Here is a 12,215-nt window from a genome sequence, read left to right as displayed (position 1 = left end):
CGGAGGGAACCCCGCCGCGCCGAGCGCCTCCCGCAGGCCGCGTCGAGGCGGCTCAGGACGCCAGCGGAGCGCCCGTACCCTCGCCGGCGGCCTGGGCTTCCATCGCCTTCTGACGGTAGAGGCCGACGAAATCGATCGGGTCGATGTAGAGGGGCGGGAAGCCGCCGTTGCGCACCGCCTCGGCCACGATCTGGCGGGCGAAGGGGAAGAGCAGGCGCGGGCACTCGATCATCACGGCCGGGTGGAGCTGGTCGGCCGGGATGTTGCGCATCCGGAAGATGCCCGCATAGTGCAGCTCGAACGCGAACAGGACCTCGCCGGCGATCTTGGCATCGCCCTCGAGGGTCAGCTCGACCTCGAAATCGACCTCCGCCAGCTGCTTGGCGTTGACGTTGACCTGGATGTTGATCTGCGGACCGCCTTCCTGCGGCTGCAGGGAGCGCGGGGCGTTCGGGTTCTCGAAGGAGAGGTCCTTGGCATATTGCGCCAGCGCGTTGATCGACGGGACCTGGTCCTCGCCCTGCGCGGCGCCGCCGCCGTTGCCGTTCGGTGCCGGGGTGTCGGCCATGACGGGTCGTCCTCTCTGGAGAAATGCGCGTCTGCGCTCGGGGGCGGCATGAACTCGCCGCGGGCCGGAGCCGATGGATGAGCGCGCTATCATGCTCGCCCGGTGCGAACAAGCGCCGCGCCGCACGCCAATCGACGCCGTGCCCCTTGCGTTTCGCGCCCGCGGAGGCTTGCCTGGATACCGTCGCCACCACGCCCCATATGCCGGACGGATCGCGGGTCCCCTCACGATTCTCCGGCTCGATCCTTGCGCGGCTCTAGGCTAAAGGGCGCCGGTGCGAGGGGCGAACCTCCTCTCGAACAAGCGTTGAGCGTGCGACGGCCACGATCGGATCGGTGATGCAGGACAGTTTCGACGTTACGACCCTGATCTTCCTCGCGCTCGCGGTGTTCGTGATCTGGCGCCTGCGCTCGGTCCTGGGCCAGAAGACCGGCGCGGAACGGTCGCCCTTCAAGCCGGTGGATCGCAGCCGCACCGAGCCGACGGCCTCCCGCAAGGAGGGCGACAACGTCGTGCGCCTGCCCGGCGCCGATCGCGTGGCGCCACAGGCGTCCGCGGCGGGACCGGCCGCCCGCGACTGGCGCGGCATCGCCGAGCCCGGCTCGCCCGTCGCCCGCGGTCTCGAATCCGTGATCGAGGTCGAGCCGAGCTTCGATCCGCGCGAATTCATCGAGGGCGCCAAGAGCGCCTACGAGGCCATCGTGATCGCCTTCGCCAAGGGCGACCGCAAGACCCTTCGCGCGCTCCTCTCGCGGGAGGTTTGCGAGGGCTTCGAGCGCGAGATCACCGAGCGGGAGGGCCGGCGGGAGACCGTCGAGACCACCTTCGTCTCCCTCGATAAGGCTGAGATCGTCGCGGTGGACGTGAAGAATCGCGTCGCCCAGATCACCGTGCGCTTCCTCTCGAACCTGATCACGGCCACCCGCAACAGCGACGGCGCGGTCATCGACGGCAGCGCCGAGGCCGTGGTCGAGGTCCCCGACGTCTGGACTTTCGCCCGCACGCTCGGCACCCGTGACCCGAACTGGCAGCTCGTGGCGACCGAGGCGGGCGCCTGAGGGACGCTGGTCCGATCTTCGTTTGGTCGTTCTGTCCTTTCCCGGACGCCTGGGGCGTCAGCGAAGGGTGATCCAGGATCCGGCGAATGAGTGCCGCGTCAGCGGCTCATGGCTGAAGGCGCAGGGTTCGGACGCTTCGCGGCTTCTCGTGCTGGGCCCCGGATCGGGGTCCGCTTCGCTCCACCCGTCCGGGGAAGGGCGGAATGGAAGTTCGAAGCCTCAGGCCCGAATCGACGTCACAGGATCTTCTGCGCCTTGGCGAGCGCAACGAGATCCGCCTGTGGGCGGGCGCCGATATGGCCGATCACCTCCGCCGCCGCCAGGGCGCCGAGTCGCGCGCTCGCCACGTAGTCGAGGCCCCGCGCGTGACCGGCGAGGAAGCCCGCCGCGAAGAGGTCGCCCGCGCCGGTGGTGTCCACCACCTCCTGGACCGGTGAGGCCGGGACGGCGCGGATCTCGCCCCCCTTCACCACCATGGCGCCGTCCGCGGAGCGGGTGACGATGCCGAGCAGGTGCAGGCCGCGGGCGTTGCGCTCGTCGCGCAGGGCCTTGAGGGCGGCCTCCGGATCGTTCGTCTCGTAGAGACTCTGCAGCTCGCCGATATTGGCGAACAGGATGTCGATGCTGCCGTCGCGCAGGAGCCCCAGGAACTCGTCCCGGTAGCGCCCGACGCAGAAGGCGTCGGAGAGCGTTAGGGCCACGGCGTGGCCGGCCCCATGCGCGATGCCGACCGCTTCGCGGAAGGCGTCCTTGGCGGCGGGCGGGTCCCAGAGATAACCCTCGAGGTAGACGACGCGGGCGCTCGCCACGGTCGCCTCGTCCACGTCGGCCGGGGAGAGGCCCTGGCAGGCGCCGAGATAGGTGTTCATGGTCCGCTCGCCGTCCGGCGTCACCAGCACGAAGCAGCGGGCGGTCGCCGGGCCGTCCGTGGCGGCGGGAACCGAGAAGGCGACGCCAGTCGCCGCAAGGTCGTGGGCGAAGAGGCCGCCGAGCTCGTCGTCCCGGACCTTGCCGATGAAGCCGGTCTTCGTGCCGAGCGAGGCCGCGCCCACGGCGGTGTTGGCGCCGGAGCCGCCCGAGATGATGGTCGCCGGTCCCATCGCGGAAAACAGCTCCTCCGCGCGGGCCTCGTCGATGAGCTGCATCGCGCCCTTGGGCACCCCCTGCGCGGCGAGGAAGGCCTCGTCGGTCCGGGCGATGACGTCGACGATGGCGTTGCCCAGGACGAGCAGATCGAGGGGTGCGGACATGCGGGCTCCGGCGCTGGATGGTGCCGGGCCTGTCGCATCGGCCCAGGCAAGGGTCAAGCGGGAGGTCCGTTCAGAGATCGGCGAAGATCTCGTCCAGCGACAGGCTCAGGCCGGGTGGCGACAGATCGAGTGTACCGATGGAGACGATGCGGGTCTCGATCAGGTCCTCCGCGCCGCGTCGGTGATGGATGACCATGTGGTTCTTCGGGTCGACGACGAGGTAGTGCACGACGCTGGCGACGCGAAAATAGCCTGCGAGCTTCTCGCCGGTATCGACGTTGCCTGTGCTGGGGGACAGGACCTCGACCACGATCACCGGCTCGGACACCTCGATCGCCTCTCCATCGAGGGGATTGCCGCAATAGACGAGGGCGTCCGGCTCGTAGGCGGTCGATCGGTCGACCCGCACCGTCATTCCATCGGGCAGCATCCGACAGGGGAGTCCGCGCTCGCGGATCGCCCTCTCCAACGCTGCCTGGATGACGTACTTGGTTCGGGCATGCCGCGCGCGCTGCGGCGACATAGCGTAGACCTCTCCATTCACGAGCTCGTAACGGCCGGGCTGGTGCTCGGCCCAGGCCAGGAACTCGTCGACGGTCATGCGGGCTTTGGGCTGCACGCTCATGATCGGAGAGTACCACGCGCGCCTGCGAGCGCGAAGGTCCCAGGCCGCTCTACTGCAGCGCCTTCACCTCGCATTGCGCGTAATCCGCGCTCGCCTTCACGTAGGCGTTCAGCGCCTTGACGTAGGCCTCCGCCAGCGGCCGGAAGGCCTGGGCCTGCGCGTTGTAGGCCTTGATCGCGTCGTTGTAGCTGTAGGCCTCCCAGCCCGGGCAGCCCTCCTTGGCGTCGAGGCAGGGGGGCTTTGCCGGCAAGGGCGGCTTGGCGGGGCGAAGCGAGGCGGCGGGCGGCTCGGGGCGGGTGCATTCGGCCCCGAGAGCGGGCGCCGCCAGCGCCATGAGGACCGTCGGCAGCACAAGAATTCGGGCCATCGCTGAAACCTCCCGGTGCGGAACCTGCCGCCGGGCTTGTGCGGGAGGCGGCGGCCGGCCGCAAGCGGGCGTCTATTCCGCGGCGAGGGCGGGTTGCGCGGGCCGGACGGCCGGGCGCGGCTCCGGGTTCCGCCGCGCCGGCATGGGCCGCAGCAGATTCACCACGGGCAGGGCGAGGCCGCAGGCGAGCACCCACCAGGCCGGCCGGATGCTGTAGGCGAATTCGAGGTTGGCTCCGAGCACGGCGGCGGCCGGAACGCCGCTCTTCACTCCGTACCACGCCGCCTCGAGAAGCGCCGTCAGGACCGCCGTAGCGACGGCGAGCCCGAGGAGCGTCAGCGGTTTCGTCGCAATCCCGAAGCGCTGCATCGCGCGCCAGCCCAGCAGGAGGAGGAGCAGCCCGGTCCAGAACACCGGCATCGAGACGTCGATCTTGGTCTGGAGGAAGTAGTGAATCATCCCCAGCACCGCGATGCCGTAGACGAGCATGTGCAGCCGGTTCCAGGCCGGCCCCATCCGGCGGATGGCCGCGTCCGTCGAGGTGAGCCCGAGCACGACGAGGCCGAGCAGCGCGACGAAACCGATCGTCAGGTAGATCCGCAGGGCGATCTCGCTCACCACCTTGGACAGGATGAAGTTCTGGTCCACCACGTAGAGGGCGAGGTGGGCGAGCGCGTAGGCGAGCACCGTCAGTCCGAGCATGCGCCGCACAAGGATGAGCCGGGGCCAGTTTCCGATCCGCCGCAGGGGCGTGACGGCGAGCGAGAGCAGCAGGAAGCGGATCGCCCAGTCGCCGGTGCCGTGGGTGAGGGCGGTGATCGGCTTGGCGCCCAGCGCGTCGAGGGCGTAGGCGCCCGCGAGCCAAAGGCCCGGCGCCAGCGCGAGCACGAAGGTCGCGAGCTTCAGGGCCGAGAAGCGGCCGGCGCGGTCGCGCCAGGGAAAGGCGAGGGCAGGGGGCATGTCGTCAGTCGGTTCAGGCCGCATATAGGGCGGCGGGTTTGGGGCAGAACGAGGGGCAAGCCCGTCCGATCCTTCACCTTCGCGGGATGCGGCGTTCGGTTACGAGCAAGCGGTGTACCGCCGCACCCGGGCGCTGATCAGGCGGGCCCGGATGCTGTATGAGGTCGGCCGGTTCCGACACGAAGCGCGTCCATGCCCAGCTCCGACATCCGAGACGACCTGCAAGACGACCTGCAAGATGACCTGACGCCCGCGGCGGCGCGCGACATGCACGCGACGCTCTCGGCCGAGATCGCGGAGGCCGACCGGCTCTATCACGGCGAGGATGCGCCCGCGATCTCGGACGCGGAATACGACGCCCTGCGCCGCCGCCTGGAGGGAATCGAGGCGCGCTTCCCCGAGCTTGCCGGCACCGGCGCGGCCAGCGCCTCGGTCGGCGCCAAGGCCTCGGAGAAGTTCGCCAAGGTCCGGCACGCGGTGCCGATGCTCTCGCTGGGCAACGCCTTCGCCGACACGGAGGTGGAGGAGTTCGTCGCCCGGGTGCGGCGCTTCCTCGCCCTGCCCGAGACGGCGCCGCTCGCCTTCACCGCCGAGCCGAAGATCGACGGGCTCTCGCTGTCGCTGCGCTACGAGGGCGGCCGCCTCGTCACGGCGGCGACGCGGGGCGACGGCGAGGTCGGCGAGGACGTCACCGCCAATGCCCGCACGGTCGCCGACATCCCGCAGCAGCTGAAGGGCGCCGACGTGCCCGCGATCTGCGAGATCCGCGGCGAGATCTACCTCTCCCACGCGGATTTCGCCGCGATCAACGCCCGCCAGGAGGCCGCGGGCAAGGCGCTCTTCGCCAACCCGCGCAACGCCGCGGCCGGCTCGCTCCGCCAGCTCGACCCGTCGGTGACCGCCTCGCGGCCCCTGCGCTTCTTCGCCTATGCCTGGGGCGAGATGTCGACCCTGGCGGCGGACACCCAAGCCGGCATGATCGCCGCCTTCGCCCGCTGGGGCCTGCCGGTGAACGCGCGGACCCGGCTCTGCGCGAGCGCCGCGGAGATGCTCGCGCATTACCGGGCCATCGAGGCCGAGCGCGCCGATCTCGGCTACGACATCGACGGCATCGTCTACAAGGTCGACGACCTCGGCCTGCAGCGCCGCCTCGGCTTCGTCAGCCGGGCCCCGCGCTGGGCGCTGGCGCACAAGTTCGCGGCGCAGACCGCCTTCACCCTCGTCGAGGACATCGTCATCAATGTCGGGCGCACGGGCTCGCTCAACCCGCTCGCCAAGCTGCGGCCGGTGACGGTGGGCGGCGTCGTGGTCTCGAACGCGACGCTGCACAACGAGGGCTACGTCCAGGGGATCGGCGGCGACGGAGAGCCGATCCGCGAGGGACGCGACATCCGCGTCGGCGATACCGTGATCGTGCAGCGGGCCGGCGACGTCATCCCGAAGGTGATGGACGTCGTCATCGAGAAGCGCCCGGCCGATTCCCAGCCCTACGCCTTCCCGACGGGATGCCCCGCCTGCGGCAGCCGGGCGGTGCGCGCCGTGAACCCCCGCACCGGCCAGTCCGACGCCGTGCGCCGCTGCACCGGCGGCCTGATCTGCCCGGCGCAGGGGATGGAGCGCCTCAAGCACTTCGTCTCGCGCAACGCGCTCGACGTCGAGGGGTTCGGCGAGACCTACATCGAGGTCCTGTTCGAGGCGGGCGTGGTGCGCCAGCCCGCCGACCTGTTCCGCCTCGACTTCGACCGGCTGAAGGGCGCGATCGTGGCCCGCCGCGAAGCCCTGTCGGCCGCCAGGCGCGCGGAGGGCGAGCCGCCGAAGAAGCCGGCCAAGAAGAAGGGCGAGGACGAGGACAAGGCGATCAAGAACCTCCTCGCCGCGGTCGAGAACCGGCGCAAGATCCCCCTCAACCGCTTCCTCTTCGGCCTGGGCATCCCGCAGATCGGCGAGTCGACGGCCAAGGCCCTGGCCAAGCGCTTCCCGGACATGCCGAGCCTGATGGCGGCGCTGGCCGAGGCGACGCAGGCCCAGGCCGGGCCGGACTGGCTCGCCTTCTCCGCGATCCCGCGTATCGGCCCGACGACCCGCGACCGCCTGCTGCAATCGGGCTTCGCGGACGAGTCCGCCGAGGCGGCCGAACCGGAGGAGGGCGCGGAGCCCCCGTCCGAGTCACCCGGTCTGCGCGCGCGGCTCACGAGCGCTCAGCGCGCCAGCCTGGTCGACCATTACGGCGGGCTGGCCGAAGCCGAGGCCGCCCTGGGGCGCGCGGCCTCGCAGCGGCCCGGCGACGCCTACCGCCTCTTCGCCGATGACGGCGAGATCGGCCCGGTGGCGACCGATTCGCTCATCGCCTTCTTCGCCGAGCCCCACAACGACGCCGCCGTGCGCGCGCTCCTCGACGAGGTCCAGACCGAAACGGTCGCGGCCGCGGCCGGAACGGCCTTCGCCGGCAAGACCGTGGTCTTCACGGGCTCCCTCGAGCGGATGACCCGCAGCGAGGCCAAGGCGGTCGCCGAGCGCCTGGGCGCCAAGGTCTCGGGCTCGGTCTCGGCCAAGACCGACCTCGTGGTGGCGGGGCCGGGCGCCGGCTCGAAGCTGAAGGATGCCGAGAAGCACGGCGTCCGGGTCGTCAGCGAGGACGATTGGCTCGCCCTCGTGGCGGAGGCGGGATCATGACGATCATCGCCATCGATTTCGAGACGGCCAACGAGCGCCGAGACAGCGCCTGCGCCGTCGGGCTCGCCTGGATCGAGGGCGACGCCGTCATCCGCCGCGAATCGCACCTGATGCGGCCGCCCGAACTGCGCTTCTCGCCCGGCAACATCCGCGTCCACGGCATCCGGCCGGCCGACGTGCGCCACCTGCCCGCCTTCCCCGAGGTGATGGCGCCCTATCTCGACGATCTCGCGGAAGGGCTGGTGCTCGCGCACAATGCGAGCTTCGACCTCGGGGTGCTGCGGGTCACGCTCGCCGCCTACGGCCTGCCGGTGCCCGCCTTCGCGCATCTCTGCACCCTGCAGGTCGCGCGGCGCGTCTTCCCGAACCCGGCCGGCTGCGGCCTGAGCAAGGTCGCCGACCGCCTCGGCATCCGCTTCGCCCACCACGATGCGGGCGAGGACGCCTATGCCTGCGCCGAGATCGCTCTGGCGGCCGTGCGGGCGCAGGCGGCGCAGGACGTTCCTCACCTGCGGCGGATGCTGGGGCTCGCCCAGGTCAGGACCGGTGTCAGGGACGCCGCCTGAGAGCTTTTGCGATGGGATCGCTCGGTCGAGTGCGCTTGCTTCCCCTCCCCTCTCGGTGGGGCGAGGGGATGCGCACGACGGTCCGCTCAGTGCGAGCGTAGCCGGTCCACCACGGCGCGGGCGGCCTCGAAGGCCTCGTCGGCGTCGAGCTCGGTCGTGTCGAGCACCACGGCGTCCTCGGCGGCGCGCAGCGGCGCCGTGCTGCGGCCGGAATCCCTCGCGTCGCGGGCGAGGATGTCGTCGAGAATCGCGGCGAGCGTCGTGTTCTCGCCGCGGCGCATCAGTTCGAGGTGCCGCCGCCGGGCCCGCTCCTCGGGCGCGGCCGTGATGAACAGCTTCACCCGCGCATCGGGGCAGACCACGGTGCCGATGTCGCGGCCGTCGAGGACGGCGCCCGTCGCGGTTCCGGCGAAGCGCTGCTGCCAGGCGAGCAGCGCGGCGCGCACGGCCGGCACGGAGGAGATGCGGGAGGCCGCCTCGCCCATCGCCCGGTCGCGCAGGCGCGGGTCGGCGAGACGGTCGGCGATCAGGCTCGAGGCGGCGCGGGTCGCGGCCGCGGAATCGTCGAGGTCGTAGCCGGCATCGAGCACGGTGAGCGCCACCGCCCGGTAGAGCAGGCCGGTGTCGAGATGGGGCAGGCCGTAATGCGCCGCCAGGCGCCGCGCCAGGGTGCCCTTGCCGGAGGCCGCCGGCCCGTCGATCGCGATGACCATCGGCATGTTCCTCTAGCCCGCGATACGGCCGCCGAGCGCCTGCATCGTCGGCAGGAAGCTCGGGAAGCTCGTGGCGATCATGGCGCCGTCGTCGACCGTCACGGGCTCGCGGGTGGCGAGGCCCATGACCAGGAAGGCCATGGCGATCCGGTGGTCGAGGTGGGTCGCCACGGTGCCGCCGCCCCGCGCCGCCCGGCCGTCGCCCTCGACGACGAGGTCGTCGCCCTCGATCGCATAGCGGACGCCGTTCTCCCGCAGCCCGTCCGCCACGGCGGCGAGGCGGTCGGATTCCTTGACCCGCAGCTCGTGGAGGCCCGTCATGCGGGTGGTCCCCTCGGCGAAGGCCGCAGCCACCGCGAGGACGGGGTACTCGTCGATCATGGAGGGCGCCCGCTCGGGCGGTACGTCGACGCCCTTGAGGCGGCTCGCGCGGACATGCAGGTCGGCCACCGTCTCGCCGCCCTCGTCGCGCTCGTTCCGCCGCTCGATCTCGGCGCCCATCTCCAAGAGCGTCGTGATGAGCCCGGTGCGCAGCGGGTTCATCATCACACCCTCGATGATCACGTCCGAGCCCGGGACGATGAGGGCGGCCACCAGCGGGAAGGCCGCCGAGGAGGGATCGGCCGGCACGATCACGTCGGTGCCGCGCAGGGTCGGCTGACCGGTGAGCGCGACGGCGCGGCCGTGCCCGTCGGCGCCGTGGGGCGTCACCGCGACCTCGGCGCCGAACAGGCGCAGCATCCGCTCGCTGTGGTCGCGGGTGGCGGCGGCCTCGATCACGGTCGTGGTGCCCGGCGCGTTGAGCCCCGCGAGCAGCACCGCCGACTTGATCTGCGCCGAGGCGACGGGCGTCTCGTAGGTGATCGGGATCGCCTCGCGGGGGCCCCGCAGGGTGAGCGGCACGCGCCCGCCCGCCTCCTCGCTCACGACCTGCGCGCCCATCCTGAGCAGCGGGTCGAGGATGCGCCGCATCGGGCGCTTGCGGAGGGAAGCGTCGCCGTCGAAGGTCGCGGTGACGGGCTGGCCGCCGACGACCCCCATCATGAGGCGCGAGCCCGTGCCCGCATTGCCGAAATCGAGGATTTCGGCCGGGTCCGACAATCCGCCGATCCCGACGCCGCGCACCCGCCAGCGCCCTTCGCCCAGACGCTCGATGCCGGCGCCGAGCGCCTTGGCGGCCGAGGCGGTGCGCAGGACGTCGTCGCCCTCGAGCAGGCCCTCGACGCGGGTCTCGCCGATGGAGAGGAGGCCCAGGATCATGGCGCGATGCGAGATCGACTTGTCGCCCGGCGGCCGCAGCGAGCCTCGCAGGGGCGGCCCCGACCGGGCGGTGAGGGGTTGAGGTTCGGAGGCGTGAGACAAGGCGACGACTTTTCGGTGTCAGGGCCGTCCTCAGGCCCGCGTGTGCGGACGGGTCGGCCGATGGGCTGGGCGCCGGTTATCACGCAGGCGGCGCGCCGTCATCCGAGGAGGGCGACGCCAGCGCGGACCGGCCCGCAAAACCCGTTCCGTGCCGGGCATTTCCGGTATTTGACAGGAGGGCGCGGCCCGACTAACGGGGCGCCTCCCCTGACAAAGATCGCAGCGCAAAGGTTTTCGCCCGTGGCCAGACCGGAACTCGGCATGAAGCGTCAATGCATGAGCTGCGGCGCGAAGTTCTACGACCTCGATCGCGACCCGGCGACCTGCCCGAAATGCGGCACGATCTACCAGGCGGTTGCCGCTTCGGGCCGCGTCGCCGCCCCTGCGCTCGCCGCGCGCGCCGCCGCGGCTCCCGCCGATGACGAGGACGATGCCGACCTCGAGAAGGGCGGCCCCGAGATCGTCTCCCTCGACGAGGTCGAGGCAGCCGAGGACGATGCCGATCCCGTGGCCGACGATGCCGATGCGGATTCGAGCGATGCCGACGACACCTTCCTCGAAGAGGAGGACACCGGCGACGACGACGTGGCCGACCTCATCGACGGCGACATCGAGAACGACGAGGAGACCTGAGCCCGGCCACCGCTTCGGCGGCAAAAAAACGGGCCGCCGTCGGCGCCGGGGGGTTGAGTCCGGCCGTGGCCGCGCATATAGAACCGCCTCCGCCGGGCATCCTCGCGGTGGACGGCGAAGACGAAGACCGTAGGCATCTTTCGCCGCGGTATGAGAATGTGGGGCCTTAGCTCAGCTGGGAGAGCGCTTCCATGGCATGGAAGAGGTCATCGGTTCGATCCCGTTAGGCTCCACCATTCTCCTCCTTCGATCCTGATCCGGCACTCCCGGCGCCATCCTTGGGGGGCGTCTTGCCGCGATCGCCACCTGCTCCGATGACGCGAGGGCCGAGCACGATGCGTCCGCCGGCCGATGGGTTTGCGACGGACGCGATCGAGGTCCTGACGGAGCGGCTCCTGAGCGGCCATTCCGCCACCGCCGTGCTGGAAGCCTGGTGCCTCGAGCGGGGTTTTGCTGGCAGCCCTCCGATTCGCGCTCGTCCCGTCCCCGGCCCGGAAAGGGCCGCCACGACCATCCAGCGCGACCGTCTCGACGTCGGCCCGGAGGAGGCCATCGGCTACCGGCGCGTGCGCCTCACCTTCGGCGGCCTCGTCCTCTCCGAGGCCGAGAACTGGTACGTGCCTTCCCGGCTGACGCCCGCGATGAACGCGGTCCTGGCGCAGACCGACGCGCCCTTCGGGCATGTGGTGCACGCCCTCGCGCCGACGCGACGCAACCTCTCCTTCCGCGCGCTTCGGCCTGAGGACGGGACTCTACCGGGGCCGGACGAAGCCCTACTGGCGATCGATGCCGTTCTGTCGAGCGCCGAGGGCGTTCCATTCTGCGAGGTCGCGGAGATCTATCTCGGCGCCGTCCTCGGGCCCGGCTCGTCCGGTGGCTGATCCGCCAAGCCCGGGTGCCGTGGCCGGCGCTCAGCCGGCACCGGGCTCGGTCAGGCCCTGCACGCCGATCCCGACATAGTGGAAGCCGTGCCGCGTGACGGTCTCGGGCCGGTAGACGTTGCGCAGGTCGACCAGGATGCGGCTTGCCATCACCGCGCCGAGCCGGGCGAGATCGAGCGCCCGGAAGGCGTTCCACTCGGTCACGATGACGAGCGCGTCCGCGCCCTCCGCACAGGCATAGGCATCCTCGGCGTACGTGATGTCGGGCAGGAGCGGCCTGGCCTGATCCATGCCCTCCGGATCGTAGGCGCGGATGCGCGCGCCCCCGTCCTGCAGCCCCGCGATGATGGCGAGCGAGGGCGCGTCGCGCATGTCGTCGGTGTTCGGCTTGAAGGTGAGGCCGAGGATCGCGATCGTCTTACCTCGGACCGACCCGCCGCAGGCCTGGATCACCTTGCGGGCCATGGCGCGCTTGCGGCTCTCGTTGACCGCCACCACCGTCTCGACGAGCCGCACCGGCGTACCGGCATCCTGGGCGGTCTTGACCAGCGCCAGGATG

At 71.3% G+C, this 12,215-nt stretch carries 12 protein-coding genes, 1 tRNA gene and 1 pseudogene; 6 read left to right on the top strand and 8 right to left on the bottom strand.

Translation table 11 applies throughout. From position 1 onward, the window contains the following. Positions 1 to 52: 52 nt before the first annotated feature. Complete coding sequence (secB, locus tag MFF55_RS05010; protein WP_238242984.1) at positions 53 to 568, bottom strand: protein-export chaperone SecB; 516 nt, start codon at positions 566 to 568, stop codon at positions 53 to 55. 338 nt (positions 569 to 906) lie between these two features. Here secB and MFF55_RS05005 point away from each other — a divergent pair, with 338 nt between their 5' ends. Then, positions 907 to 1,626, top strand: a complete 720-nt coding sequence (locus MFF55_RS05005) for a Tim44/TimA family putative adaptor protein (RefSeq protein ID WP_238242983.1) — start codon at positions 907 to 909, stop codon at positions 1,624 to 1,626. Between the two features lie 236 nt (positions 1,627 to 1,862). Here the strand turns inward: MFF55_RS05005 and MFF55_RS05000 are convergent, their stop codons facing one another. From MFF55_RS05000 to msrQ, 4 genes are all read right to left on the bottom strand, one after another. After that, the gene (locus MFF55_RS05000) at positions 1,863 to 2,876 is read right to left on the bottom strand and encodes an adenosine kinase (RefSeq protein WP_238242982.1); all 1,014 of its coding nucleotides are present in this window, start codon (positions 2,874 to 2,876) and stop codon (positions 1,863 to 1,865) included. Between the two features lie 70 nt (positions 2,877 to 2,946). Next, entirely contained in the window at positions 2,947 to 3,501 is a 555-nt protein-coding gene (locus MFF55_RS04995) for a Uma2 family endonuclease (RefSeq protein ID WP_238242981.1), read from the bottom strand. Between the two features lie 49 nt (positions 3,502 to 3,550). Then, positions 3,551 to 3,868 (bottom strand): hypothetical protein, encoded by a 318-nt coding sequence (locus MFF55_RS04990; protein ID WP_238242980.1) that lies wholly within the window; start codon positions 3,866 to 3,868, stop codon positions 3,551 to 3,553. A gap of 72 nt (positions 3,869 to 3,940) precedes the next feature. Continuing rightward, positions 3,941 to 4,828 (bottom strand): protein-methionine-sulfoxide reductase heme-binding subunit MsrQ, encoded by an 888-nt coding sequence (gene msrQ / locus MFF55_RS04985; protein WP_238242979.1) that lies wholly within the window; start codon positions 4,826 to 4,828, stop codon positions 3,941 to 3,943. Between the two features lie 192 nt (positions 4,829 to 5,020). Here msrQ and ligA point away from each other — a divergent pair, with 192 nt between their 5' ends. Both ligA and MFF55_RS04975 read left to right on the top strand, forming a co-directional pair. After that, positions 5,021 to 7,501, top strand: coding sequence for an NAD-dependent DNA ligase LigA (gene ligA / locus MFF55_RS04980; protein WP_238242978.1), 2,481 nt, complete (start codon positions 5,021 to 5,023; stop codon positions 7,499 to 7,501). After that, positions 7,498 to 8,043, top strand: a pseudogene (locus tag MFF55_RS04975) (3'-5' exonuclease); the annotation flags it as partial. The gene ligA and the pseudogene MFF55_RS04975, both read left to right, overlap by 4 nt. A gap of 110 nt (positions 8,044 to 8,153) precedes the next feature. On the opposite strand, the gene cmk reads toward MFF55_RS04975, so the two are convergent. Beyond that, on the bottom strand, positions 8,154 to 8,786 hold the full coding sequence (gene cmk, locus MFF55_RS04970; protein WP_238242976.1) for a (d)CMP kinase: 633 nt from the start codon (positions 8,784 to 8,786) through the stop codon (positions 8,154 to 8,156). 6 nt (positions 8,787 to 8,792) lie between these two features. Then, complete coding sequence (gene aroA, locus MFF55_RS04965) at positions 8,793 to 10,142, bottom strand: 3-phosphoshikimate 1-carboxyvinyltransferase (RefSeq protein ID WP_238242975.1); 1,350 nt, start codon at positions 10,140 to 10,142, stop codon at positions 8,793 to 8,795. A 240-nt stretch (positions 10,143 to 10,382) separates the two neighbouring features. On the opposite strand from aroA, the gene MFF55_RS04960 reads away from it, so the two are divergent. The 3 genes from MFF55_RS04960 to MFF55_RS04950 all read left to right on the top strand — a co-directional run bounded on the left by MFF55_RS04960 (position 10,383) and on the right by MFF55_RS04950 (position 11,656). Beyond that, entirely contained in the window at positions 10,383 to 10,775 is a 393-nt protein-coding gene (locus MFF55_RS04960) for a TIGR02300 family protein (protein ID WP_238242974.1), read from the top strand. Between the two features lie 160 nt (positions 10,776 to 10,935). Beyond that, positions 10,936 to 11,011 (top strand) — tRNA-Ala (locus tag MFF55_RS04955). Positions 11,012 to 11,110: 99 nt separating this feature from the next. Continuing rightward, entirely contained in the window at positions 11,111 to 11,656 is a 546-nt protein-coding gene (locus tag MFF55_RS04950; RefSeq protein ID WP_238242973.1) for a hypothetical protein, read from the top strand. Positions 11,657 to 11,686: 30 nt separating this feature from the next. On the opposite strand, the gene MFF55_RS04945 is transcribed toward MFF55_RS04950, so the two are convergent. Further along, on the bottom strand, positions 11,687 to 12,215 hold a 529-nt coding region (locus MFF55_RS04945), incomplete at its 5' end, for a UDP binding domain-containing protein (protein ID WP_283206703.1).

The organism is Methylobacterium iners, assembly GCF_022179305.1.
Taxonomy (GTDB): Bacteria; Pseudomonadota; Alphaproteobacteria; order Rhizobiales; family Beijerinckiaceae; genus Methylobacterium; species Methylobacterium iners.
Note: the sequence above shows the minus strand (reverse complement) of the source record. Positions and strands in the feature narration are given on the sequence as shown.

Coding starts and splice junctions, on each gene's coding strand:
- MFF55_RS05005 (WP_238242983.1), top strand. CDS start 907: ATGCAGGACAGTTTCGACGTTACGACCCTGATCTTCCTCGCGCTCGCG.
- msrQ (WP_238242979.1), bottom strand. CDS start 4,828: ATGCCCCCTGCCCTCGCCTTTCCCTGGCGCGACCGCGCCGGCCGCTTC.
- ligA (WP_238242978.1), top strand. CDS start 5,021: ATGCCCAGCTCCGACATCCGAGACGACCTGCAAGACGACCTGCAAGAT.
- secB (WP_238242984.1), bottom strand. CDS start 568: ATGGCCGACACCCCGGCACCGAACGGCAACGGCGGCGGCGCCGCGCAG.
- MFF55_RS04950 (WP_238242973.1), top strand. CDS start 11,111: ATGCGTCCGCCGGCCGATGGGTTTGCGACGGACGCGATCGAGGTCCTG.
- MFF55_RS04995 (WP_238242981.1), bottom strand. CDS start 3,501: ATGAGCGTGCAGCCCAAAGCCCGCATGACCGTCGACGAGTTCCTGGCC.
- MFF55_RS04990 (WP_238242980.1), bottom strand. CDS start 3,868: ATGGCCCGAATTCTTGTGCTGCCGACGGTCCTCATGGCGCTGGCGGCG.
- cmk (WP_238242976.1), bottom strand. CDS start 8,786: ATGCCGATGGTCATCGCGATCGACGGGCCGGCGGCCTCCGGCAAGGGC.
- MFF55_RS05000 (WP_238242982.1), bottom strand. CDS start 2,876: ATGTCCGCACCCCTCGATCTGCTCGTCCTGGGCAACGCCATCGTCGAC.